The organism is Actinoplanes sp. ATCC 53533, assembly GCF_003947245.1.
In genome coordinates this window covers 14,912-38,318 of sequence record NZ_QHHV01000119.1, presented here as the reverse complement: position 1 = coordinate 38,318, position 23,407 = coordinate 14,912, and the positions used below count along the sequence as shown (strand labels likewise).

Annotated in this window: 13 protein-coding genes and 1 pseudogene; 4 read left to right on the top strand and 10 right to left on the bottom strand. The window is 72.1% G+C overall.

What is annotated here, in order from left to right; genetic code table 11:
* The 4 genes from DMB66_RS34195 to DMB66_RS34180 form a co-directional block, all read right to left on the bottom strand.
* Nucleotides 1-786: ABC transporter substrate-binding protein (locus DMB66_RS34195; protein WP_125808261.1), on the bottom strand; the 786-nt coding region annotated here is incomplete at its 3' end.
* A 1-nt stretch (nt 787) separates the two neighbouring features.
* Nucleotides 788-3,721, bottom strand: a complete 2,934-nt coding sequence (locus DMB66_RS34190) for a glycoside hydrolase family 38 C-terminal domain-containing protein (protein WP_125808260.1) — start codon at nt 3,719-3,721, stop codon at nt 788-790.
* Between the two features lie 74 nt (nt 3,722-3,795).
* Nucleotides 3,796-4,818 carry a LacI family DNA-binding transcriptional regulator gene (locus DMB66_RS34185; protein ID WP_125808259.1) on the bottom strand — a complete coding sequence of 341 codons (1,023 nt, stop codon included), beginning with the start codon at nt 4,816-4,818 and terminating at the stop codon, nt 3,796-3,798.
* A gap of 44 nt (nt 4,819-4,862) precedes the next feature.
* A complete protein-coding gene (locus DMB66_RS34180) occupies nt 4,863-7,523 on the bottom strand; it encodes an endo-beta-N-acetylglucosaminidase (protein WP_125808258.1) in 2,661 nt (886 codons plus the stop codon).
* An 84-nt stretch (nt 7,524-7,607) separates the two neighbouring features.
* On the opposite strand from DMB66_RS34180, the gene DMB66_RS34175 reads away from it, so the two are divergent.
* Nucleotides 7,608-9,956, top strand: a complete 2,349-nt coding sequence (locus tag DMB66_RS34175) for a beta-N-acetylglucosaminidase domain-containing protein (RefSeq protein ID WP_125808257.1) — start codon at nt 7,608-7,610, stop codon at nt 9,954-9,956.
* Here the strand turns inward: DMB66_RS34175 and DMB66_RS34170 are convergent.
* Both DMB66_RS34170 and DMB66_RS34165 read right to left on the bottom strand, forming a co-directional pair.
* Nucleotides 9,927-12,761, bottom strand: coding sequence for an AAA family ATPase (locus DMB66_RS34170; RefSeq protein ID WP_125808256.1), 2,835 nt, complete (start codon nt 12,759-12,761; stop codon nt 9,927-9,929). The two genes, DMB66_RS34175 and DMB66_RS34170, sit on opposite strands and share 30 nt — an antisense overlap.
* Nucleotides 12,762-12,835: 74 nt before the next feature.
* On the bottom strand, nt 12,836-13,924 hold the full coding sequence (locus DMB66_RS34165) for a calcium-binding protein (protein ID WP_125808255.1): 1,089 nt from the start codon (nt 13,922-13,924) through the stop codon (nt 12,836-12,838).
* 400 nt (nt 13,925-14,324) lie between these two features.
* Here DMB66_RS34165 and DMB66_RS34160 point away from each other — a divergent pair, with 400 nt between their 5' ends.
* On the top strand, nt 14,325-15,467 hold the full coding sequence (locus tag DMB66_RS34160; RefSeq protein WP_125808254.1) for a hypothetical protein: 1,143 nt from the start codon (nt 14,325-14,327) through the stop codon (nt 15,465-15,467).
* Nucleotides 15,468-15,518: 51 nt separating this feature from the next.
* On the opposite strand, the gene DMB66_RS34155 is transcribed toward DMB66_RS34160, so the two are convergent.
* On the bottom strand, nt 15,519-18,356 hold the full coding sequence (locus DMB66_RS34155) for a LuxR family transcriptional regulator (RefSeq protein ID WP_125808253.1): 2,838 nt from the start codon (nt 18,354-18,356) through the stop codon (nt 15,519-15,521).
* Between the two features lie 216 nt (nt 18,357-18,572).
* On the opposite strand from DMB66_RS34155, the gene DMB66_RS34150 reads away from it, so the two are divergent.
* Nucleotides 18,573-20,033 (top strand): LmeA family phospholipid-binding protein, encoded by a 1,461-nt coding sequence (locus tag DMB66_RS34150; protein ID WP_158647471.1) that lies wholly within the window; start codon nt 18,573-18,575, stop codon nt 20,031-20,033.
* A gap of 79 nt (nt 20,034-20,112) precedes the next feature.
* Here DMB66_RS34150 and DMB66_RS66120 read toward each other — a convergent pair.
* From DMB66_RS66120 to DMB66_RS34135, 3 genes and pseudogenes are all read right to left on the bottom strand, one after another.
* A pseudogene (locus DMB66_RS66120) lies at nt 20,113-20,295 on the bottom strand (EAL domain-containing protein); the annotation flags it as partial.
* 43 nt (nt 20,296-20,338) lie between these two features.
* Nucleotides 20,339-21,160 carry an SAM-dependent methyltransferase gene (locus DMB66_RS34140; RefSeq protein WP_125808250.1) on the bottom strand — a complete coding sequence of 274 codons (822 nt, stop codon included), beginning with the start codon at nt 21,158-21,160 and terminating at the stop codon, nt 20,339-20,341.
* Between the two features lie 217 nt (nt 21,161-21,377).
* Complete coding sequence (locus tag DMB66_RS34135; RefSeq protein WP_125808249.1) at nt 21,378-22,226, bottom strand: hypothetical protein; 849 nt, start codon at nt 22,224-22,226, stop codon at nt 21,378-21,380.
* Between the two features lie 333 nt (nt 22,227-22,559).
* Between DMB66_RS34135 and DMB66_RS34130 the strand changes: the two genes are divergently transcribed.
* Entirely contained in the window at nt 22,560-23,357 is a 798-nt protein-coding gene (locus tag DMB66_RS34130) for a DUF4142 domain-containing protein (RefSeq protein ID WP_125808248.1), read from the top strand.
* Nucleotides 23,358-23,407 lie beyond the last annotated feature (50 nt).

Genomic DNA, 23,407 nt, shown 5'->3' with positions numbered 1-23,407 from the left:
GAACGCGTCCAGCTCACCGGTCTGCAGCTTGTTGAGGGTGTCCTCGGTCATGCCACCGGCCTTGTACAGGTCCTTGTAGTGGTTGACCAGTTCCACGCCCTTGGCGTCGTTGAAGGTGAACTTGGCGCCCTGGGCGTCCATGAGCGGTACGCCGTACGTCCCAAAGGTCTCGATGGCCGGCAGCCGGCCGACCATCGTGGTGTCGCCCTTGCACTTGGTCGCCATGGTCCTGCCCGCGGCGAACAGGGCGTCGTAGGTCGCGGGCAGCGGGTCCTTGGCCACGCCGCACTTCGCCAGCAGCGCGGTGTTGAAGAAGGACGGCCCGGTGTTCAGATACCACGGGTACGCGTAGGTGCCACCGCCGAGCGACGCGAACTTGTTGGCGTCCCAGGCCTTCGGCAGATACGCCGACTGCGCCCCGGGGTCGGTCTTCGACAGGTCGAGCAGCATGCCGGCGTTGGCCAGGGTGAACGCCGCCTCCGGGCCGATGTCGACCACGTCCGGCAGCGAGCCGGCGGCCGCGTCCGCGGAGAGCTTGTCCTGGTAGCCCTCCGGCGGCTGGTCGATCCACTTGACCGCGGTGCCCGGGTTGGCGTTCTGGAAGGCGGTCACCAGCCCGTTGAAGTAGTCGGCGTAGCTGCCCTTGAGGTTCCAGGTCTGAAAGGTGATCTCGCCGGTGACCTTGCCGCTGACCGGGGCGGTCGACTCGTCGCTGCCGCCGCCGATGCCGCAGGCACCCAGGGTGAACGCGAGCACGGCGGGCAGGACGTACCTGATGGGTTTCATGTCAGTACTCCTCGGACGGTGTGGGGGAAAGGCGGAGCGTGGCGATCTGGTACGGGCCGAGCAGTAGCCGCTCGCCGGCCAGCGCGACGGGCAGGTCGTAGCCGTCGGGTAGCGGACGTTCGAGCAGATCGGTCTCGGTGACCGTGGCGGCGAAGCCGGTCTCGAGGCGGGCACGGGCCTGCCCGCCGAGGGTTTCGTGCACCCGGACGACGACATCGCCGCCACGGTCGTCAGCGAGTTTCACCCAGTCGATGACCGCGGCACCCGACTCCAGGTCGATCGACAACAGCGGTGCGACGTCGGCGACCGCGTCGAGCAGTGGCGCGTTCAGCTCGTCGGCGGCGTACCGGGTCCGCGATTCGTCGCCGGCCAGCACGGCGAACCGGAACGTGTGCCGCCCGCGGTCGGTGTCCGGGTCCGGGAAGCGCGGGGCGCGCAGCAGCGTGGGCCGGATCTCGGTGCCACCGGGGATCCGGCGGACGTCGCATCCGTAGGTGGAGTCGTTGACCACCCCGACGCCGAGGCCGGGCTCGCCCACGTGCACCCAGCGGTGCGAGCAGACCTCGTACTGGGCCTCGTCGGCGAGCGTGTTCTCGTGGGTGGGGCGTTCGATGGCGCCGTACTGGGTCTCGTAGCGGGCCCGCAACGTGCGCACGGCGACCGGGAACGAGAGCTTGAGCAGATGCTCGCGCTCCTGCCAGTCCACCTCGACGGTGATGTCCAGGCGATCGGCGCTCAGGGCGTACGTGGTGGTGAAGGCCGAATCGCCGTGCCGGCGGTTGACGACGACGCCGGTGCCGGTGGTCTCGACGGTCACCGGTCCGGTCATCGGCACCGGGTTGCGCAGCACGTGCCGGTCGAGGTCCCAGGCGTCCCAGCGCACCGGCTCGTCGCGGAACAGGGCGAGCGTGCCGAAGCCGTCGAGGGCGACTTCCCGTCCGGTGCGCAGGTCGGTCAGCTGTCGCACGAGGCCGTCGGGGCCGATGACGGCGCGCAGGATGCCGTTGTCCAGCACGCCTTCCGCGACCGGGGCTTCGTTGGGCGAGTCACGCAGCACGCTGCCGCCGACCAGGCGCCCGGGCGCACCCCTGCTCGGCAGGAGGGCCCGCAGCCGAGTGTCCAGCCGGGCGTACGTCTCCCGGGCCTCGCGGTGCACCCAGGAGATCGAGGAGCCGGGCAGGATGTCGTGGAACTGGTGCAGCAGCACCGTGCGCCAGGCCTCGTCCAGTTCGTCGTACGGGTATGCGGCGCCGTCCCGGACGGCGGCGACCGTGGCCAGGTGCTCGACGGTGCGCAGCAGCGCCTCGGCCCGGCGGTTGCCCTGCTTCATCGCGATCTGCGAGGTCAGCGTGCCGCGGTGCAGCTCCAGGTAGAGCTCGCCGACCCAGACCGGCGCCCGGTCACCGATCTCGGCCTCGGCCTCGGCGAAGAAGTCCTCCGGGCCGCGCAGGGTGACCCGGGGCGCGCCCTCCAGGTCGTGGAAGCGCCGGGCGCGGGCGAGCATCTCCCGGTTGGGGCCGCCACCGCCGTCGCCGTACCCGAACAGCAGCAGCGAGTGGCTGGAGATCGCCTTGTCGCGGAAGTTGGTCACGGCGTGCCGGAGTTCGGCCGCGGTGACCTCGGCGGCGTACGTGTCCGACGGCGGGAAGTGGGTCAGGATGCGGGTGCCGTCGATGCCCTCCCAGGCGAAGGTGTGGTGCGGGAAGACGGTGGCGTCGTTCCAGGAGATCTTCTGGGTGAGGAACCAGCGGTATCCGGCCCGGCGGGCCAGCTGCGGCCACGCTCCGGAATAGCCGAAGCTGTCCGGCAGCCAGACCACTTCGGAGTGGTGCCCGAATGCCTCGGCGAAGTAGCGCTGGCCGTAGCTGATCTGCCGGACCAGCGACTCGCCGGCCGGCATCACCGCGTCCGACTCCACCCACATGCCGCCGACCGGCACGATGCGGCCCTGCGCCACCCGCTCGCGGACCCGCTCGAACAGCTCCGGGTGGTCCTCCTGCACCCAGGCGAACTGCTGGGCCGAGGACATCGCGTACACCAGGTCGGGGTCGGTCTCCATCAGCGCCAGCACGTTGGTGAGCGTGCGCGCCACCTTGCGCCGGGTCTCGCGCAGCGGCCACAGCCAGGCCGAGTCGATGTGCGCGTGGCCGACCGCCGTCATCCGGTGCGCGGTGGCGTGGGCCGGCTGGCCCAGCACGCCGGCCAGCGCCGCGCGGGCCTCCGCCACGCCGGTCGCGTCGAGGGCGGCCTCGACGGCGCGCAGCACCCGCCAGTAGCGCGGCTCGTCCGGGCTCAGCTGCGGCAGCAGGTCGCCGGTGGCCTCGAGGTCGCGCAACAGCTCGAAGACTTCCGGGGAGAACTCGCCGAGCCATGCGGCGACCAGACGGTACGGCTCGGGCTCGCCCGGACCGGGTTTCTCGCCGAGCGTGGTCTCCACAAAGGGCGGCAGGCCCAGCAGCAGCGGGTTGGCGGCCGCCTCGACGTAGAGCGTGAACGAGCCGTCCGCGGCGAGCACGCCGGGGGCGGCGCCCGGCCCGGTCAGCCGCACCCACCCGTTGCGCGGGTGCAGGGCCTTGACCGGCACGCCGTCCGGCCGGTAGGCGAGGCCCTCGCAGTGCCCGCCCACCGAGTGGTCGAACCAGCCCAGGTCGAGCACCAGCTCGACCGGCGACGAGCAGGAGGGCACCCGGCCCTCGACGCGCAGCCAGGTGGTGCCCCACGCCGGTGCCCAGGTGTCGCCGACGGCGAGCGGCTGATAGGCGGGCCGCTCCCCGGTCAGCCCGAGCGCTCGGGCGGCCGGCACGGGCTCGCCGTCGCCGTCGACCCGCCAGGCGGTCACCGAAACGTCGGCGACCGGCCGGTGCGACAGGGGGCGGATGCGGTCCCGGACCACCCGCTGCAGGCGGGCGAGCACAGTGGACGAATTGAGGTGCACGAGGTCAAACGCTAAAGCGCTTTAGTGCGCCAGTCAATAGATATCCACAAATAGCTTGATAGATGCGGATCGAACTAGCGAGCGCGGGTGCTCTCCCGGATGGCGATGGTCGGCTGCTGCGCCTCGCCGGCCGGCTCCGGCTCGTCGTGCACCAGCCGGAGCAGCTTGCGCGCCACCGCCTCGCCGAACACGATCGGGTCGCGCTGCACCGCGGTCAACGACGGCGTCAACGCCGTGCAGATCGCCGAGTCCTCGCAACTGACCACCGAGATGTCGGCCGGCACGGACAGGCCCGCCGCGCGCAGCGCCCGCACGCCGGCCACCGCCAGCACCTCGTTGTCAAAGATCACCGCGTCCGGCCGGGCGTCCGCGCCGATCAGCCGGCGGGTGGCGGCCGCACCCTGCTCGTCGCTGTAGTCGGTGCCGACCACCGCCGGCTCGGCCAGCAGGCCCGCCGCGGCCTGCCAGAACGCGGCTGTCCGGCGGTGGACGTGCAGCAGGTCGGCCGGGCCGCTGACGTACGCCACCCGCCGGTGTCCGGTCTCCCGCAGGTGCTCGACGAGCAGCCGGATCACCACCCCGTCGTCGACCTTGACGCACGGCAGCAGCCGCTTCGGGTCGGGCCCGCCGGCCAGCACCGCCGGCAGGCCCAGCTCCCGCAGGTGCGCCGGCCGCCGGTCGCCCCGGCGCAGGTCGCTGATGATCACACCCTCGACCCGGCGCTCCTCGCTCCAGCGGCGCAGCACGGCCAGCTCCTCGTCGACCGAGTGCGTCATCTGGAACAGCAGCGCGTAGCCCCGGTCGCTGAGCACCGCCTGCGCGCCGGTCAGCAGCCGCAGGTAGAAGCTCTCCATCCCGAACTCCCGCACGTCGCGGGTCAGCACGAAGCCGACGGTCATCGACGTGACGATGCCGGACAGCGTGCGCGCCGCGTGGTGCGGCGCCCACTGCAACTCCTTCGCCAGGTTCAGCACCCGCTGGCGGGTCTGCTCCGAGACGCCGGGCCGGCCGTTGAGCGCGAACGACGCGGCCGACTCGGAGATCCCCAGGCGGGTGGCCAGATCCTTGAGGGTCGGGCGGCTTTTGCGCGGCGGCATACTTCCTCGGTTTTCTCGGGGCCAACACCGTACACGGGAGCGGCTCAGCCGGTCGCGGCTCTCCGGACCACCGTGGTCGCGGTGTTGCCCGAGTAGTCCTCGATCGTCACGGTGACCTCCGAAGTGGACCTGGCCATGCCGACCGTCAGCGCCGTCAGGGTTGTCCGCCCGCGGATGATGTAGGGCTTCGCCCCCGACGAATAGGTGGTGGCGAAGGTCTTGGCCACACCGTCCTCCTTCACATAGAGCTTGTACCAGTCCGGCGTCGTCGGCGTGGCGAACCGGAACGTGTTCCCGGTGATCTTCACCAGCGCGGCCGGGTACGGCTCGACCTGTCTGTCGGCGAACTCGCCTCGGTAGGCGACCGGGGTGCCGCCGGCGCAGACCGTCACCAGGTAGTGCCCGCCGGTCGTGGGCAGGCCGGACAGCACGGCCGAGGTGGCGCCGGCGGTCACCGTGGTCTCCTTGACGATCTTCTGGTCCCGGTACTGCGAGGTCACCTTCACCCGGGTGTTGGCGGGCACCGGCTGCGGCCACTTGACCGTCACGTTCCCATCCGCGGCCGCCGTGGCGGTCACGTCACCCGGTGCCTTACCGAAGTCGTACGCGATGGTGGCGGGCTCGCTGACGCTGCCGTCGTGGCCGATGGCCCGCAGTTGCAGGGTGCCCTTCGTCGAGGTGAACCGCTTGACGTAGAGGACGTCGTCGTAGCTGCCGCCGAGGTACCCACCGTTGTCGTAGACCGCGTACTGCGCCACATTGTCGTAGCCGTCCAGGTTCCAGCCGAGTTCGAGCTCGTCGGTGCCGGTCAGCGCGGCCCGGAGGTGGAATCCGGTCGGCTTCGCGGGCCGGTGCGACGCGCCGTCGGTCAGCGTGATCCGGCCGACGTTGAGCTGGTAGCCCGCGACGGTGGCCGGCCCGGCGGCGGCGGACAGGCCGAGGGTGACGATCCGCCTTCCGGCGTACCCGGACAGGTCGAGCGTGGCCTCGGTCCAGCCGCCCTGCGCGCCCGACCCGGCGACCGGCACCTGCACCACCGCTCCCGGGGCGTCGGCGAAGGTGATCGCGGCCCGCAACTGCGAGGCGTCGCTCGCGGAGACCTTGCGGTAGGTGACGGCGAGCTTCGACTTGTCGGTCACGGCCAGGTCGGTGCGGTAGAGCCGCAGGTAGTTGTCGGCGGCCAGGTCGCCGGTCAGCACCAGCGAGCTGCCGCCCTGGTAGGCGCCGACCTGCTGGTAGGAGAACCGGTCCGGCTTGGTGGACCGGGTGCCGTAGTCATAGTCGACCCCGAGCGGGGTCGCGCCACCGGCCGCCGCGACGGACCACTGCCAGGTGACCGGGTAGTCCTGGATGTTGATGTTCGACCACTCGGCCGGGTTGGACACCGTGCCGTTCGCCACGTATTCCAGGCCGTGCCCGGTGTTGAAGGTGGTGTCGAAGACCGTGCCGCCGGCCGCGGACCGCTCGGTGATGTAGGCCGAGATGCCCTTCCAGTTCGGCGCGTCGTCGGCGCCGCCGGTCGAACTGCCCGTCCACCAGCGCCGCTCCCGCTCGTACGCCTTCCACTGGTTGGCGTCGTCCTCCTTGCCGGCCATGTCGGAGTGCACGAAGTCGGCGCCGAGGGTCGCGATGCCGTTCATCGGCACGCCGGCACTGTCGAGGTTGTCCTGCAGGTTGTACGGCTGGTTGAACTGGTAGCCGCCGGCCTCCACCCCGGCGAAGACGGTCTTGCGCGGGTCGAGCCCGATCGACCTCGCGTAGTCGCGCGACGAGGTGAGCCGGCTCTTGCTCCACCAGTAGTTCAGGAACATCGAGTCGCTGACGTCGCCGAGCTTCGGATCGCGCACCCACGGGGCGTTCACGCTGTTGAAGGCGTTCTGGTAGGAACGGGCGCCGGTGTTGTTGTCGACCGCGTCGTAGAACTGCACGTACATCCCGGAATCCCGGAGCACCTTGAGGAAGGCCTTGTAGCGCGGGATGTCGGCGACCGCGACCGACGGCTCCTCCTGGTTGAGGAAGTAGCCGTCGAAGCCGTACCAGCGGGCCAGCTCGACCAGCTTGCGGGCCACCGGGAAGTCACCGTTCGCGTCCTGGACCAGCAGCTCGCTGTACGTCTGGGTGCCGCGGTCGTTCTCGGAGAAGAAGATGCACGCGAGCGATTTCACGCCGTTGCGGTGCGCCGCGTTGGTATACCCGGGGTTGGGCAGGTTGAGCATCCCGAACTCGAACCACTTCTCCCGCCAGTCGAGCGTCGGGTCGTAGAACCGCTCCGGCACGCCCTCGGTCGCCATGCCGTGCCAGGGCGCGTAGAAGTCGGTGTACTGCCAGTAGTTGAACAGGTATGCGCTGAACTCGTTGTTGTACGGATAGCTCTCGAAGAAGGCGTTGCCGTAGTCCCCGGCGAGGGTCAGCATCTGCACCGCCGGGTCGAGGCCGGGGTCGGCCTGGGTTTCCTTCAGCGGGGCGACCCGGGGCTGGAGCGGCACCCGGGACCGGGTCAGATCGCCGAACAGATCCGAACCCGGCGCCCAGCGCAGCAGGTCGGCGCTGGTGTATCCGTGCTGGAAGGGCTGGTTGGCGCCCTTGGCCGCGGCACCCGTCCAGGGCAGGGTGTCGCTGGCCCTCGCGGGGACCGCCGCGAGGGCGGCGACCAGGGTCGCGACAGCCGCGAGTGTGGTGACCGAGCGGCGACGAAGCACGCGCACCTCCGGAGGTATGGGGTACTGTCCACACAGTACTAAAGGGCTTCAGGATAGCGCTAGATACTCACGATCATCTATGCTTTTCGGATGCTTCGGCCCACGAGATTTCTCCCGATCCTCGCCACGACCCTGCTGGCCAGTGCGGGCGCGACCGGGCCGGCGGCCGCCGCACCCGCCACCGCGCTACCGGTCGTATCCCCCACACCGCAACGGATCGAGCGCATCGGCCCGGACGTCGCCGTGCCCGACCGGGTCGAGCTGATCGCCACGGACGCCACCGACCGCGCCGCCGCCGACCTGCTCGGCACGGTGCTGCGCCGGCTCGGCGCCGACCACGTCGTCCGGCGGTCGCGGCCCTCGAACCGGGCGGGGCTCACGGTCTATCTCGGACCCGCTGCCCGTCCCGACATCTCCGCCCTGCTCGCCGGCACCGCGGTCCCGCAGCAGGCCGAGGGATACACCGTGCGCGTCGAGCGGCGCCAGGTGGTGCTCGGCGGCGCCGACCCCGCCGGGCAGTACTACGCCGTGCAGACCCTCCGGCAGCTCGCCCTGCCGCGGCGCATCGCCGGCGCGTCCGTCAGCGACTATCCCGCGATGCCGCGCCGCGGCACCATCGAGGGCTTCTACGGTTCGCCGTGGACCCCGGCCGAGCGCCTGGACCAGCTCGCCTTCTACGGCGACATCAAGGCGAACACGTACATCTACGCACCGAAGGACGACCCCTACCACCGCGACCGCTGGCGCGAGCCGTATCCCGCGGACAAGCTCGCCGAGCTGCGGCAGCTGGTCGACGCCGCCACGGCACACCACGTCCGGTTCACGTTCGCGCTGTCGCCCGGCGCGTCGATCTGCTACTCCAGCGCCGCGGACCGGCAGGCGCTCACCGCCAAGTTGCAGGCCGTGTACGACCTCGGCGTGCGGGACTTCTCCATCCCGCTCGACGACATCAGCTACGGCCGGTGGAACTGCGTGGACGACCGTACGGCGTACGGCGCGCCCGGCCCGGGAGCGGCTGCCCGGGCGCAGGTCGACCTGCTCAACGACGTGCAGCGCGGCTTCGTGGCCGGCCATCCGGAGACCAGGCCGCTGCAGATGGTCCCGACCGAGTACGGCGACCTCACCGACACCGCGTACAAGCAGGTCATCCGGGCCACGCTCGACCCGGGAGTGCTGGTGATGTGGACCGGCACCGATGTCGTACCGCCGAGCATCACCGTCGCTCAGGCGTCCCGCGCGTCCGAGCTGTTCGGCCGGGATGTCTTCGTCTGGGACAACTATCCGGTCAACGACTATGCCCAGGCCGCCGGCAGGCTGCTGCTCGCGCCGTACGACAAGCGGGAGGCCGGGCTCTCCGACCACCTGGCCGGGATCGTCGCCAACCCGATGAACCAGGCCGCCGCCAGCAAGGTCGCGGTCTTCACGATGGCCGACTTCGCCTGGAACGACCGGGCCTACCAGCCCGCCGCGAGCTGGCAGCGGGCCGCGTCGTACCTGGCCGGCGGCGACCCGGCCGGCACGCGGGCCCTGCTCGTCTTCTTCGACCTCAACCATCTCGCCCCGACCTTCGGCGCCCAGCCGTGGCAGCCGCAGGCACCGGCGTTGGCCGCCCTCCTCGCGGCGGAGTCCCCCGAACTGAGGGCGTACGTCCGGGGCATCATCGCGGCGCCGGCCACCATCCGCGGCACCGTCCGCGACGCGGGCTTCCTCGCGGACACGGCGAACTGGCTGGACGCCACCGTCTTGTGGGGCCAGGCGATGGACAACGGCCTGGACGTGCGTGCCGCGATCCGGGCGGGTGACGCGGCTGCAGCGGCCGCGGCGCGCGTACGGATGACGGACCTGGAGCGGCGCGCCCGGCAGATCCGCTCGGTGCCGGGCGAGAACCGGGTCGAGGGCATGGTGCAGATCGGCGACGGTGTCATCGACGCCTTCCTCGACCGGGTGCGCGCCGAGCACGACGCGTTTCTCGGCCTGCCGCCGCTGGTCAACGTGGCCCAGGGAAAGACGGCGACGCAGATCTCCGACTGGTCGGCCGACTACGCGGCGGGCCAGTCGGTGAACGGCGACCTGTCCGACTTCTCCACCACCTCGGGCGCCGAACCGCAGCCGTGGTGGCAGGTCGACCTCGGCGCGACCACCGAGATCGAGACCATCGAGATCTACAACCGGCTGGACTGCTGCGCCGAACGGGTGGCGGACTACCACGTCCTGGTTTCCGCGCAGCCGTTCCCCGCGAGCCTGGCCGAGGCCCTCACCGCGCCGGGTGTGGTCAGCGTGCACGAGACGGAGCAGGCGGGCCGGCCAACCACGATCGACCTCCCGTCGTCGGGCCGGTACGTGCGGGTCTGGCTCGCGTCCGCGGCGCCGCAGGAGCTCAACATGGCCGAGGTGCGGGTCCTGGGCCACTCACCGTCGAGCGGCGTGAACCCGGTGTAGATCAGGTCCCGCGGGCCCCGTATTCCCCGGCAACAGCCCCAGGCGCTGCGCGCACAGGACCGTCTCCAGTCGGTCGCTGGTGCCCAGCTTCCGATACAGGCTGGCAAGGTGCTTGTGGATGGTGCCGACGGTGATGCCGAGCCGCCGGGCGATAGCGTCCGCGGTGAGCGACTCCGCGAGCAGCCTCAGCGTCGCGAGCTCCCGCGTGGTCAATCGGTAGCGGGCGTTCGTCCGTTGCTGTTCCCGCAATGCGTTCTCGACCTGGTGCGGCGCGCCGCACTCTTCGAACAGGGCGACCGCCGCCGCGAACCTCTGGCCGGCCGCCTCCCGGTGGGAACTGGCGGCGTGTGCGGTGCCGGCGACCACGTTGGCCAGGCCGGCCGCGATCCGATCGTCCGCACCGCACAACAGCTCCACCGCCCGCTGGGCCTCGGTGGCCGCGGCGGCCGGGTCGTCCGGCAGTAGTGCGTGCGCTCGCGCGAGGTGGGCCAGCCCGGTTCGCCTGGGCAGGCCGGCGGCATGGGTGAAGGCGCGGTCGGCCCACGCGCCGGCGTCCTTGGGGTGACCCAGCGCCGCCTCGGCCATGGCCAGCGTCAGATACCAGTTGCTGCGCTCGACCGGGTCGACGACCCACAGATCCTGACCGCCACTCGCGTCGGTCACCAGCTCGACACACTTCGCCGGGTCGCCGGCCAGGAGGTAGGCGCCGCCGAGCGTTCCGGTCGCCAGCCGGGCGGTCGCGAACTGGCCCTCGGCGGCGCACGCCAGCGCCTCCCGGCCCAGCCGCACCGCGTTCTCGGCGTCGCCGGCCACGATGGCCAGCATGCACTGGTTGCGCAGGGCGAGGCTGCGCTGGGCGTCGCTGCCGGTCAGGTAGGCGGCGTCCAGCTCGTCCTCGTAGTGCGCGGCGGCCCGGGCCAGCTGGCCGTCCAGCAGGTATCGGGCGCCGAACATGCCGTGGATGTAGTTCACCACGTGGCTCTGCCCGGTGGTCTGGGCGATGTCCAGTGCGCGGACCAGGTGGCGGCTCGCGTCGTCGAGCCGCTCCTGGCAGGTTTCGGCGGAGGCGAGCCACACGAGCGACTCCACGACGGGAGCCAGCTCTCCGTCCGGCAGCGCGTCGGTGAGCGCCGCGCTCTCGTCCAGCCAGGCCGCGACCTCCTCGTTCGCCAAGCCGTTCATATGCGCGGTGACCACCGACAGGGCCAGCGAACACGCCAGTGCCACACGGTCGTCCAGCCGCCGGGCGGCCGCCACCGCAGCCGAGGGCCAGTCGCGATCGAGTCCGGGTTCGGCCCGCATCGCCACGCCCGTCGCCAGGCCGATCTTGAGGGCCAGCGCGGCCGGGCCGTCCTGGTCGGGCAGCTCGGCGAGCGCCGCCCGCAGCTGGGCGCGCGCCTCGGCGTGGCGGCCCAGGAGCCGCTCGACGGCGGCGCCGTAGGCCGTGGTCTGGGCGCGTATCTCGGCCATCCCGGCCGGCACCAGCCGGCGCAGCTCGTCCAGGGCGTCGCGGCTGTCGGCCAGCCGGCCGCTGAGCACGAGCGCGCGGGCTGTCATGCCGAGCAGGTCGAGCCGTACCAGCAGGGCCGCCGGATCGTCGGGCACCAGCCGCAGGGCGGTCTCCAGCCAGTGCGCCGCCACGGCGGGAGACCTGTGCAAGGTGGCCGCGCCTGCCTCGCGCAAGGACATGATCGCTTCCGCGTCGCCACGCTGCGCTGACCGTTCCACGTGGTGGGCCAACTCGGCGGCGGGCGCTCCGGCGGCGCGGAGGGCCGCAGCGGTCCGGACGTGGGCACCGATCCGCCAGCCGGCCCCCGCCGCGTCGTAGGCGACCCGGCGGACAAGGGGGTGGCGGAACTCGAACCGGTTGCCGGGCGGCACCGGGCGGATCACGTCGTGCGCGGCCAGCTCGTCCAGCACGGGAAGCACCTCGGCGAGATCGAGCTCGGCGGTGCGCGCGATGAGGCCGGCCTCGACTCGGTCACCGGCCACCGCGCAGGCGCGGGTCACCAGCAGCTGCCGCGGCGTGAGTCGGCACAGCTCAGCGAGCAGCGCGGAGCGCACCGACTCCGGCACCTCACCCTCGACGGCGGCCGCGGCCGGCACCAGATCACCGGCGGCCAGTTCCGCCAGCGCCCGCAGATAGAACGGGTTTCCGCCGCTGGCGGAGTAGAGCCGCCGCCGGCGCTCCGGCGCCTCATCGGCGAACAGCTCGTCCACGTCGGCCCGCGTCAACGGTCTCAGCGGGACCCGGGCCGTCGCGCCGCTCCGCACCGCGCGCGCCAGCACGGCGCGCAAGTGGTCCGGGGTCTGGCGCGGCCGGTGGGCCACGACCAGCAGCACCCGGCCGCGCGCCGGGTGACGCAGCAGGTACTCGACCAGTTCGATGGAGCCGTCGTCGGCCCAGTGCATGTCGTCGAGGATCAACACGAGCCCGGACGGCCGGGCCAGCGCCCCGAGCAAGGCGCAGACCGCGCGGTGTACCCGGTACCGTTCGACGGGCTCCGCCGGGCCGGTGCGCAGCGACCGCACCAGGCCCAGATCCTCCCCCTCGAGAGCGGCCGGGTCGACGTCGTCGAGCGCGTCGGCCACCAGGCCGAACGGCACCCGCCCCTCGAACTCGGCCGCACGCCCCCGCAGCACCAGCCGCCCGCAGCGCCGGGCGTACTCGGCCAGCTCGTCCAGCAGCCGGGTCTTGCCGATCCCCGGATCACCGACGATCTCCGTGGCGGAGGGTGCTCCGGCCGTGTCCACCAAGCGTCGTAGCGCCGCCAGCTCCGAACGGCGACCCACCAGCGTGGTCATCGGCACGCTCCATCCCCTGCGCCGTCAACAGCGCAGGGGATGGTAGCAGCCGCGGCCGGCCGGGACGGGTCTGCTCAGAGCAGGTCGCAGCCGCTCTTGCTGAGCGTGCCGGAGCCGCGGCAGGTGTCGGTGCCGGTGCCGCCGTTCAGCGTCTGCGAGGTGCCGGCCTGCGCGTCGAGCAGGTCGTTGCCCCCGTTGCCGTAGAGCTTGTCGTTGCCGCCACCGCCGTAGATCTCGTCGACCTCCCCGTTGCCGGAGATCTTGTCGCCGTTGGGGCTGCCGATCACCCGCTCGAAATCGCCGTGCACGTTGTGCTGGGCGTAAGGCACCGGGCAGCCGATCCAGTCGTCGCAGGCAGCCGCCTCGGAGCCGTCGTTGGAGTTGCCGTCCAGCGAGACGTAGACCGGGATCGTCCAGGCGGTGTAGCTGACCGTGTCGTAACCGTCGTCGCCCCAGATGTCCCCGGTGCCATGGTGGCGGATGTTGACCGTGTCGTCATCCCAGCCCGCGTCGACGTACCTGCTGTCCTGAAGGGTGTCGTTGCCGAAGCTGCCGAGCAGCCGGTCCTTGGCGTCCGCGCTCATCAGGTTGTCGTTGCCGGACTCGCCGTGGGCCTCGTCGCTGCCGGCTCCGCCGTCCATGGTGTCGTTGCCGTCGCCGCCCCAGGTCTTGTCGTCGTCGGCGCCGCCCCACACGTCGTCGTTGCCGCCGCGACCCTCCAGGTGGTCCTCGCCCGCGTCGCCGAAGATCCAGTCGCGGGCGCTGCCGCCGAGGATCTTGTCGTTGCCGCCGCCGCCGCGCACACCGAGCCGTCGGTCGGTGTCGTTCTGCACGTAGTCGTTGCCGTCGCGGGCGTCGACGGACAGCTCGGCCACCGAGAGCGGACAACTGATCATGCTGGAGGTGGCCGACACGCAGCCGCCGGACCGGCTCGGGTCCAGCAGGATCGCGCCGTCGCTGTCGTAGAAGTGGAAGACGCCCGAGCCGCTGCGCACGTAGTAGTTGTTCACCACGCCGTTGGCGGCCTCGACGGTCAGGATGTTGCTCTGAACGTAGGCCCAGGACGTGCCGGCGGCCCAAGCGGGCGCCGGCCCGACCAGCGCCGCGGCGGTCCCCACCGCCACGGCGAACGCCCCGACGGCGGTCTTGCGCACTATGGTCATGCTTCTCCTCGAAAATGTCGGGGACGCACGACGGCGGCCCGCCGGCCGACGCCGATGTGCGCACCCCCCGGCGTACACATCGACGTCGGCACCCGGAGCGAGAGCGCCGCGGAACCGTCCCCTTCCCCCCAGGAACGGAAATCCCCGGCAGCCCGGCAAATTCCCCCAGCCGGGCCGCGGGCAAGCATGTCGTCTCGCGGCCGGGCTACGCCATGGGCAGAAGTAGGTAGTACGAACAGGCACCGCACCGGCGACGGACCGGTGGTGGTCGAGCCCCGCCGGTGAGTGGCGCCATGGCGAGTATTGGGTATGTCCCGGCCGGCCGGCGACGGCAACACTGCGTTGGTCCCGGGCGGGCCATCGCCCGGGGCCCATCCTCGCCGGCTCAAAGGAGCGCTACATGCAGGCCCCATCACCGTCCACCAGGGCACCGCGCGCCGCCCGGCTGCGTGCGTTCGCGTCCCGCCTGATCGGCGCCGCCGCCGTCGCGGCCGTCGCCGGGGCGACGGCGCTGCTGCCCACGGCCGCGCACGCCGCCGGGCCGTACGGTGCCGCCTACGTCTGGCTGGACACCCCGGATGCCGCGATGTGCATCGTGCCAAGTGACCGCCAGTGGAACTCGTCCGACAGCTGGCACGCGGTCAACGAGGTCTGCGCCGAGGACGTCGGCCTCTACGCGGTCTACCTGCCCGGCCAGGCCGCGCGGGCCGGCACCGTCCAGGTCACCGCGTACGGCTCCGACGCGACGTACTGCAAGGTGCAGAGCTGGGCGCCGAGCGGGACCAGCCAGCGGATCCTGGTGAAGTGCCTGGACAGCACCGGGGCCCCGGCGGACAGCCAGTTCACGCTGAGCTACGCCAACCTGACCGGCACCGGCGGCGCCCCGCTGGTGTACGTGTTCGGCAACCAGCCGGCCACGGCCTCGTACACGCCGCCGGCGAACTACCAGTACAACTCCACCGGCGCGAGCAACACGATCGCCCGGTCCGGCACGGGCGTCTACACGGTCAACGCGCCGAGCCTGGCCGGGACGGGCGGGCACGTCCAGGTCACCGCGTACGGCACCGGCGCCGAGTGGTGCACCGTCTGGAACTGGGGCCCGTCCGGCACGAACCTGCACATCCAGGTCCGCTGCTTCGGCACCACCGGCGCACCGGCCGACTCCCGCTTCACGATGAGCTACGCCAAGGGCGGCAACCTCTTCGGCCGGTCGGTCTGCTGCAACTCCGACGGCCACCCCACCTCCTACCTGTACGCCCACAGCGCCACCGCGGCGTCGTACGAACCGGCGGCGGCGTACCGGTTCCTCAGCGGGACGAGCAACGTCACGCGCCTCGGCACCGGCCGGTACCGGGTGAACTACGGCTGGGCGGCGGCGGCCGGCGCCGTCCACGTGACGGCGGTCGGCGGCGGCACCGCCCGCTGCAAGGTGGAGTCCTTCGCCACCACGGAGAGCGCGGTCATAGCCTGCACCACTCCGTCAGGGGCGCCGGTCGACGCGACCTCCATGGTGCACCACATGGGTCCGTTCGTGATCGGCTGACGGGGGTGACGACGGGCGGCCGGGCGGGGGGCCCGGCCGCCCGCGGCATGGTCAGCCGCCGCCGTCGGGCACCAGGCCGAGCGCCCGGGCCCGCAGGACGGTGGCCAGCCGGTCGCCGGTGCCCAGCTTGCGATACAGCGCCGCGAGGTGCTTGTGGACGGTGCCGGCGCTGATCCCGAGCCGGCGCGCGATGGCGGCGGCGGTCAGCGACTCCGCCAGCAGGGCCAGCACGTCGCGTTCCCTGGGGGTGAGCCCGTGCGCCTTCGCCGGGTCCTGAGGTTCGGGACCGGCCTCGGCGTCCAGCGGGATGCCGGTGGCCTGGGCCAGCCAGTGCGGCCGGGCACCGCAGCGCGCGAACTTGCTGCGGGCCGCCGCGATCGCCCGGGCCGACTCGGCGGGATCGTCCAGCGCCCGGTGCGCGACACCCGAGTAGAAGAGCGCCTGGGCGGCGCCGAGCCGGTCACCGGCCCGGGTGAAGAGCGCCGCCGCGCGCGCCGCGTGCCCCGCCGCCGCCCGCGGATCGACCCGCAGCCCGGCGTGGACCTGGGCCATCGCGATCATGCCGGCCCGCCGGGGACGGCCCGGGATGGCCGGCAGCCGGGCCGCGCGGGCCGCGAGATCGGCGGCCCGCCGACGGTCGCCGGCGGCGGCCGCCGCGGCGGTCAGCAGCTCGAACCACCGGGGCTGCCAGAGCGGCCGTACGGCGGGCAGACCGGGCCCCTGCCCCGCCTCCAGCATCAGCTCGGAGCAGCCGTCCAGATCACCGGCGGCGTACCGGGCCCAGCCCAGCATTCCCTCCGCCGCCGCCGACTGCCAGTCCTGCACGCTGCCGCCGAGCGCCAGCGCCACCGCCTGCTCGCCCAGGGCCAGCGCCTCATCGACGTCACCGGTCCAGACCCGGGCCCAGCACTGGTAACCGAGCACCCGGGGATGCGCGTCCCGCCCGCCGGTGAGCACCACCGACTCCATGGCGTCGTCGAGCACCAGCAGCGCACCGGGAAGGTTGCCGGTGGCGCAGTGCACCACGCCCTCGATCGTCTGCAGGGAGCCGATCAGGTGGCTCTGGCCGGTCGACCGCGCGATGTGCAACGCGCGGTGCAGGTGGCGCAGCGCCGCCGGGAAGCGTTCCAGATAGAGCTCGCCCCAGCCGAGAAACAACGCCGTGTCGAGCCGCTGGGCCACCTCGTGGTCCGGCATCGCGTCGATCAGCTCCACCGCCTCGTCCAGCCAGGCGCCGGTACGGCCGCCGGCCGTCTCGAAGGCCTGGCTGGCCACCACCCCGACGCCGAGGGCGGCCGCGAGCAGCGGCCGGCTCCCGGTCTCCCGGGCGGTGCTGATCGCCGCCTCGACCGCCGCGTCCTCGGCCGGGCCGGGCATCAGCGTGGTCAACGCCAGGGCGACGCGCAGCGCGCCGGCGGCGGCGCTCCGGTGGTCGGGCAGCTCCTGCAGCTCGCGCAGCACCAGGGCGCGGGCCTCGCCGTGGTCGCCCAGCAGGTGCTGGACCATGGTCAGGAAGCTCACCACGGTGACCCGGTGCTCGGTGCCGGGCGGCAGCAGCGCCAGGATCTGGCCCAGCAGTTCGCGGCTCTCGGCCAGCCGGCCGGTGATGCCGAGCGCCTGGGCGCGCAGGTTCAGCAGTTCCAGCCGGTCACCGACGGCGCCGGGCTCCCCCGGCAGCAACCGCAGGGCGGCCTGCAGCCAGTGCGCGGCCGCGGCGGGCGTGACCCGCATGACGTCCACCGCCGCGGCCCGCAGCAGGCGCACCGCGGCCAGGTCGCCCACCGGCGCGGAGGCCTGGATGTGTACCGCCCGGTCGGCGACCGGCGCGCCGCGCCGGCCCAGTTCCTCCGCCGCGCGGGCGTGCGCCGCCAGCCGCCAGCCCGCCCCGGCCTGGTGGTACGCGGCACTGCGCAACAGCGGATGCCGGAACCGGAAGGCGCCACCGGAGGAGTCGGACCGGATCAGATCCCGGGCGGCCAGGTCGTCCAGGGCCGGCAGGACGGCGCCCATCGGCAGGTCGGCGACCGCCGCCAGCAGGCCGGCGTCGACGTCGTCGCCGGCCACCGCGGCCGCGTACAGGATCTGCCGGCGCAGCCCGTCGAGCCCGGCGAACTCGCCGGCCAGGGCGGCCGGCAGGGCCGCCTCCCCACCGCCCGGGTCGCGGGCGAGCAGCTCCAGATGGAACGGGTTGCCGGCGCTGGCCTGGTAGAGCTGCTGGCGCCGGGACGAGCTCAGCCCGGCCGGCAGCAGCTCACCGGCCTCGGCGAGGCTCAGCGGTCCCACCGTGACGATGGTGGCCAGCCCGCGCTGCACGGCCGCCGCCACCGCCTGGCCGAGCCGGGCCTCGACCTGCCGCGGCCGGTACGCCAGCGCCAGCAGCACCCCGCCCCGGGGCGGATGACGCAGCAGGTGATCGAGCAACTCCAGCGAGCCCTCGTCGCTCCAGTGCAGATCGTCCAGGATCAGCACCAGCCCGCCGTCGCCCGCCATGACCTCCAGCAGCGCCCGGACCGCCCGGTGCACCCGGTAGCGTTCGCCCGCCAGCAGCGGCGGCCCGTCGGTGTCGTCGGGCGTGGCCAGCCCGGGGAAGATGGTCCGCAGCAGCCGGACGTCGGTGGCATCAAGCGCCGCGGACGACGCATCGGCGTGGTCGGCGAGGGCGTTCTTGACCGTGCCGAACGGCACCTCGCGCTCGAACTCGGCCGCCCGCCCGGCGAGCACCAGGCAGCCACGCCGGCCCGCGTCGTCGGCGAGTTCGCCGAGCAGCCGGGTCTTGCCGATGCCCGGCTCCCCGCGGATCGCGACCGCCACCGGACCATCCGCGCGCCGGTCCAGCGCGGCACGCAGCACCGCCAGCTCCGGAAGCCGCCCGACCAGCGAGTTCTCCACCCGTACCCCTCCCCGGGTCGCGCACCGGGCCCCCGGGCGCCGGGCGATCCTATCGATCGCTGTGAGAGCGGCTCGGCACGGTCCCGCGCGCTGCCGGCGCGGATCGAGCGCGAACAAGACCACTGAACCTCGACCGCCCGCCAGCCGTACTGGTCAGTAGCAAAGCGTCCAGGATTGTCGATGCGGTGCACGGGAGGTGTCAGGGTGGCCAAGTTCATGCCTGTTCATGTGGCCGGTGGCCGGTTCCCGGCAAGCCGGCGAGCCAAGCTGCTGGTGTTCAGCCTGGTGCCGCTGCTGGCCGTGCTCCTGGCGCTGTTGTTGCTGCCCGTGCCCTTTCTGGACCGTTACCTCGCCGGCTTGGTCGCCGAGCGGGTCTCCAGCCAGGTCGCCTGTCCGGGCAGCCTGGCGCAGCCGCCCAAGGTCACGGTCGGCGGCGGCCGGCTCGTGCCGCAGCTGCTCCGCAGCAAGCTGTCCGAGCTGTCGCTGTCGCTGCCGGACGTGACAATCGGCGACACCCGCCACGCCGGGTTCGAAGCGACTCTCCGCGCCGTCAGCCAGCCCGAGGAGGGCACCACCCTGGCCGGCAGCATGGACGCGTCCATCACCGTCGGGTTCGCCAACATGCCGACCGCGGCGGGGGAACCGCCCACCACGTACGGCCGGGCCGAGGACGGCTCGCTGAGCGTGACGACGGAGTCGCCGGCCGGCAACGCCAAGGCTGTCACGGCCAAGCTGTTCCTGAAGATGGAGCTGCGGGACGGGTCCGTCGCCGCGGTGCCGCAACGGCTGCAGATGTTCGGGCGTACGTTGCCGGCCAAGCAGGTCCCCGAACTGGTCGGCAGCGACCGGGTCCAGGAGCTGCCCGAGTTGCCGGAAGGCGTGACCTACAAGTCCATCACGCCCCGCAAGGACGGCGTGCACGTGGCGCTCGACGGGGTCGCTGTCGAATCGCTCAGCAAGCTGCCCAAGGAGGTGGACGGCCGGCCGGTCACCTACCAGGCCAAGAACGGGCTGCTGGGCATCTCCACGGCATTCGCCATCAAGCCGATCGTCAACGTCCCGCTGACCATTCACACCGCACCGCGCCTCAACGGTGGGACGCTGACGCTGGTGCCGCGATCGGTCGAGATACTCGGTGCCAACCGGCCGGTCGACAGCTTCCTTTCCAAGATCGTGCTCGGGCAGGTCAAGCAGGAGTCGCTGAGCCGCAAGCTGCCCGCCCTGCCGGCGGGGGTCCGGTACCGCTCGGTGAGCGTCGACAGCGCCGGCATCAAAGTGGCCGTGGGCGGGTCGACGGTCAGACCGTTCTCGACACTGTCCTCGAGCGACGGACGGCCCACGACCTTCGGCGCCGAGAACGGGCTGCTGACCGCGACCACCAAGGGCGGCAACCCGGACGGCTCGCCGACGCCCCTCGTCCTGTACGCCAAGCCCAGGATCACCGGCACGACGCTGGACATCGCGCCCCAGCAGATCGAGCTGTTCGGTCTGGTCTTCCCGGCCGACAAGGTGCTCGCCCAGGTCAAGGCCCGCAATACGGCGGTCCCGCTACCGGCCCTGCCGGCGAACCTCGAGTACCGCGGCGTCGAGGTTCTCCCCGAGGGGATGCGGATCGCGTTGAGTGGCAAGAACGTGCTGCTGCGCAAGGGACAGCTGACCGGCGGCGGCGCCTGCTGACTGGGGCCTCTCGGGCCTCCGGCGCGGCGCCGGGGTGCAGCAGTCCGTTGATGACGCCGGCCGGGCCGGGCCGGGCGAACAGGTAGCCCTGGCCGTAGTCACAGCCGAGGCCGCGTAGCCGCAGATACTGAGTCTCGGTTTCGATGCCCTCGGCCGTGACGGTGATGTCGAGGGCGTGGCACAGCTGGATGATGTGGTGCACGACCGCGGCGGCGTCGCCGTTGTCGAGGTCGGTGATGAGTCTCGCGGCGAGTTTGACCATGCTCCCCGGAGTGACGAGGCGCGATGTCCTGGGCAGGCGGCTGCTATCGCCGGCGGCCAACCGCCGCCAGCACGGTCGGCTGCCGGGGCAGATCACCGACCTCGTCGGGGTCGGGCCGCCACTCTCCGGCGGTGGTCACCCCCGGCTCGAGCACCTCGAACACGTCGTCCATCAGCGACAGCAGTTGCGACCTGTCGCGGATGACGAAGGGGGTCGGGGTCTGCTGATAGAGCTTACGCAAGGTCTCCTGCCGCTCCCGGCCCTCCGCTGTCACGTCCGGGCCGAAGTGGGAGACCACCAGGAAGCTGCCCGGCATCAGCGCGTCACCTATCCGGGAGATGATCGACTGCGGGTCATCCTCGTCCGCGATGAAATGCAGCACGGCCACCATCAGCACCGCCACCGGACGCGACAGGTCCAGGAGCTCCGCCACCTGCGGGTGGGAGATGATCGGCTCCGGATCCCGGAGGTCCCCCCGGATCGCCCGGGCGCGCGGGTTGTCGCGCAGCAGGCTGCGACTCTGCTCCACCGCGACCGGGTCGATGTCCACGTACATCACCCTGGCCTGCGGGTTTACCTCCTGCGCGACCTCGTGCACGTTGCCGAGCGTGGGGATGCCCGAGCCGATGTCCAGAAACTGCCCGATGCCTTGCTCCTCGGCCAGCCACCGCACCGCCCGGTTGAGGAACGCGCGGTTCGTCCGGGCCAGCAGGCGCGCGTCCGGGATGACCTGCTGAGCTCGCTGCCAGAAGTCGCGATCGACCTTGAAGTTGTGCACGCCACCCAGCGCGTAGTCGTACACCCGCGATGCATTCGGCACCGTGATATCCACACCCTCCGGCACCCACGCGTTCGGCTCCGTCACCGCTACCCCTCGCTCCGGCTCTGCCCGACCCCTGCCGCCGGGCACATCACCCGCGTCTGCCACGACCACGCCGACGGCGACGAAGGCGTCACTATCGGCTATCCCGTCATCCTAGGTACGCCAAGGGCACCCAGGGAGAGCCCGACGCCGCGCAACCGCGCCCACTTGAATGCCTATAGTCGCACGTCTAGTAGTCGCACGACAAGAGCGCTGCGCGCTACCGCGCCATCGCGAAGGCGATGGCGAAACAGACGGCGAGGGAGGCGGCACCGACCAGCGTCGCCCACACCGCACACCCCATCCCGTACGTGCGGTCGCCGGCCAGTATCCGTTCGGTCTCGGCGGGCTCGCGGCTCAGGACGAGGTAGCGGCCGGTTCTCGGCAGCGTGAGCGCGGCGATCCCGCCGTCGAGGATCGCGGGCTCGCCGATCACGTGCAGCGGGATGCCGGGCGGCACGATCTGCTCGATCACTTTCACCTGGTCCACGTGCTTCGCGGCATCCGCCCGGACCAGCCCTCGGTCGATGAACTGCCGGAGCCACGGTCCGGGCCGGCGATGACTCGTGGTGCCTTCGTCGACGACGGTCCGCACCGGCACCGGACCGGGGTGCGCCACCGGCCGCCGGGTGCGCGCCCACATCGACAGATGACTATTGAACGTAGACCTTTGGAGTATCTCTGCCGACACGGCGGCGGTGCCGGTGCCGTCGGCCACCCCGAACGGGTCCCCGCCGGACTGCTCCCAAAGGACGGTCGTGGTGGTGAGGCCGGGGTCGCCGACGGTGTCGGTCGAGCACACCATCGTGCGGAACCACACGGCCTCGACGCCGGACAGCGGCGCCGTGACCAGCCCGTCGCGGCCGGGGGCGGTCTCGCCGTAGACGGCGAACCGCTTGGGCAGGCCCAACCCGGGCCGCAGCGCGGCGCACGGAGAGACGGCGTGCCGGCTGACCCACCGGCGCTCACGGCCGTTCGAGACGGCCAGCGCCACCAGGACCGGTCCCAGCACGAGCAACCCGAGGCCGATGAACCCCGTGATCGCGAGGATGATCGTCAGGACACCCACGCGGTCAGGGTACGGGTCGAACGCCATCTTCCGTTGGGGCTGTTCGGCCGGAACAGCAGGCGTTTCAGCCCGCGGTCGGCCAGGTCCCGGTAGGTGATCGTCAGCCCGCCGCACTCGACCGTGCCGTGCGCCGGGCTGGCAAGGCGCGCTGAAATGGCGTTGAAACCGGCCTGACACCGCGATGACCCCAGCCGGCCTCACAGAGAATTCCTAGGTTTTGGGGCCCGACGTTCATCCGATCGGCCCCCGGCTGCGTATTTGCTCCCAGCAGCACGTGTTCGCCACGAAGCCTGTCAGGGCGGTGAGTGGACACGCGACGTACTAGGAGGTTCCATGCGCGCCGTTCGTCCAAGGTCCTGGGGACGCAGCCTGTCGGGTGCGGTGGCCGCCTCTGCCGCGATGCTCCTGCTCGCACCGGACGCGGCCTGGGCCGAACCGGGCGTTCCGGTGCCGCCGAGCGAACTCATCACCGACAAGGCCGCCGGCGCCGTCACGGCCGCGGACAAGGACCTGGTCATCAAGGTTCGGCTCGCCGGATTGTGGGAGATCCCGGCCGGGGAGATGGCGCAGGAGAAGTCGGACGATGATCGGATCAAGGAGATCGGCCGGGACATCGCCGAGCAGCATGGGGAACTCGACAGGTTGGCCCGCGCCGCCGCGAAGAAGCTGAAGATCGACCTGCCCGACGAGCCGAACAGCGCCCAGCAGGGCTGGCTGGACGAGATGAGAGAGGCCGAGGGCACCGACTTCGACCAGATCTACATCGACCGGCTGCGGGCGGCGCACGGCAACATCTTCCCGGCGATCGCGACGATCCGCGCGACCACCCGCAATGACACGGTGCGCAAGCTCGCGCAGCGGACCAACCAGTTCGTCGCGACGCACATGACGTTGCTGGAGACCAGCGGCATCGTCGACTTCAAGGCCCTGCCGACCGCACCGGCGCCGAACGCGAGCTCCAGCCCGCCGGGTGTGGCACAGGTGGCGAAGAACGCGGCCAGCCAAAGCGCGGTAGCGCCGGCGAACCTGCCCGTGCTGCTCGTCGTGCTCGTCGGCGGACTACTCGTCGGCGGCTTCGCGACCAGCCGCCTCATGCCGAGCCGCCGGCGGCCCTCCTACCGCCGCCGCTGAGGCGTCGACCGACAGCGGCCGACCTGACGAAACGAGACGGGGCGGTCTCC

Excerpts from the sequence above, each read along its gene's own strand:
- DMB66_RS34185 (WP_125808259.1), bottom strand. The coding sequence starts at position 4,818 with ATGCCGCCGCGCAAAAGCCGCCCGACCCTCAAGGATCTGGCCACCCGC.
- DMB66_RS34175 (WP_125808257.1), top strand. The coding sequence starts at position 7,608 with ATGCTTCGGCCCACGAGATTTCTCCCGATCCTCGCCACGACCCTGCTG.
- DMB66_RS34170 (WP_125808256.1), bottom strand. The coding sequence starts at position 12,761 with ATGACCACGCTGGTGGGTCGCCGTTCGGAGCTGGCGGCGCTACGACGC.
- DMB66_RS34165 (WP_125808255.1), bottom strand. The coding sequence starts at position 13,924 with ATGACCATAGTGCGCAAGACCGCCGTCGGGGCGTTCGCCGTGGCGGTG.
- DMB66_RS34160 (WP_125808254.1), top strand. The coding sequence starts at position 14,325 with ATGCAGGCCCCATCACCGTCCACCAGGGCACCGCGCGCCGCCCGGCTG.
- DMB66_RS34130 (WP_125808248.1), top strand. The coding sequence starts at position 22,560 with ATGCGCGCCGTTCGTCCAAGGTCCTGGGGACGCAGCCTGTCGGGTGCG.
- DMB66_RS34150 (WP_158647471.1), top strand. The coding sequence starts at position 18,573 with ATGCCTGTTCATGTGGCCGGTGGCCGGTTCCCGGCAAGCCGGCGAGCC.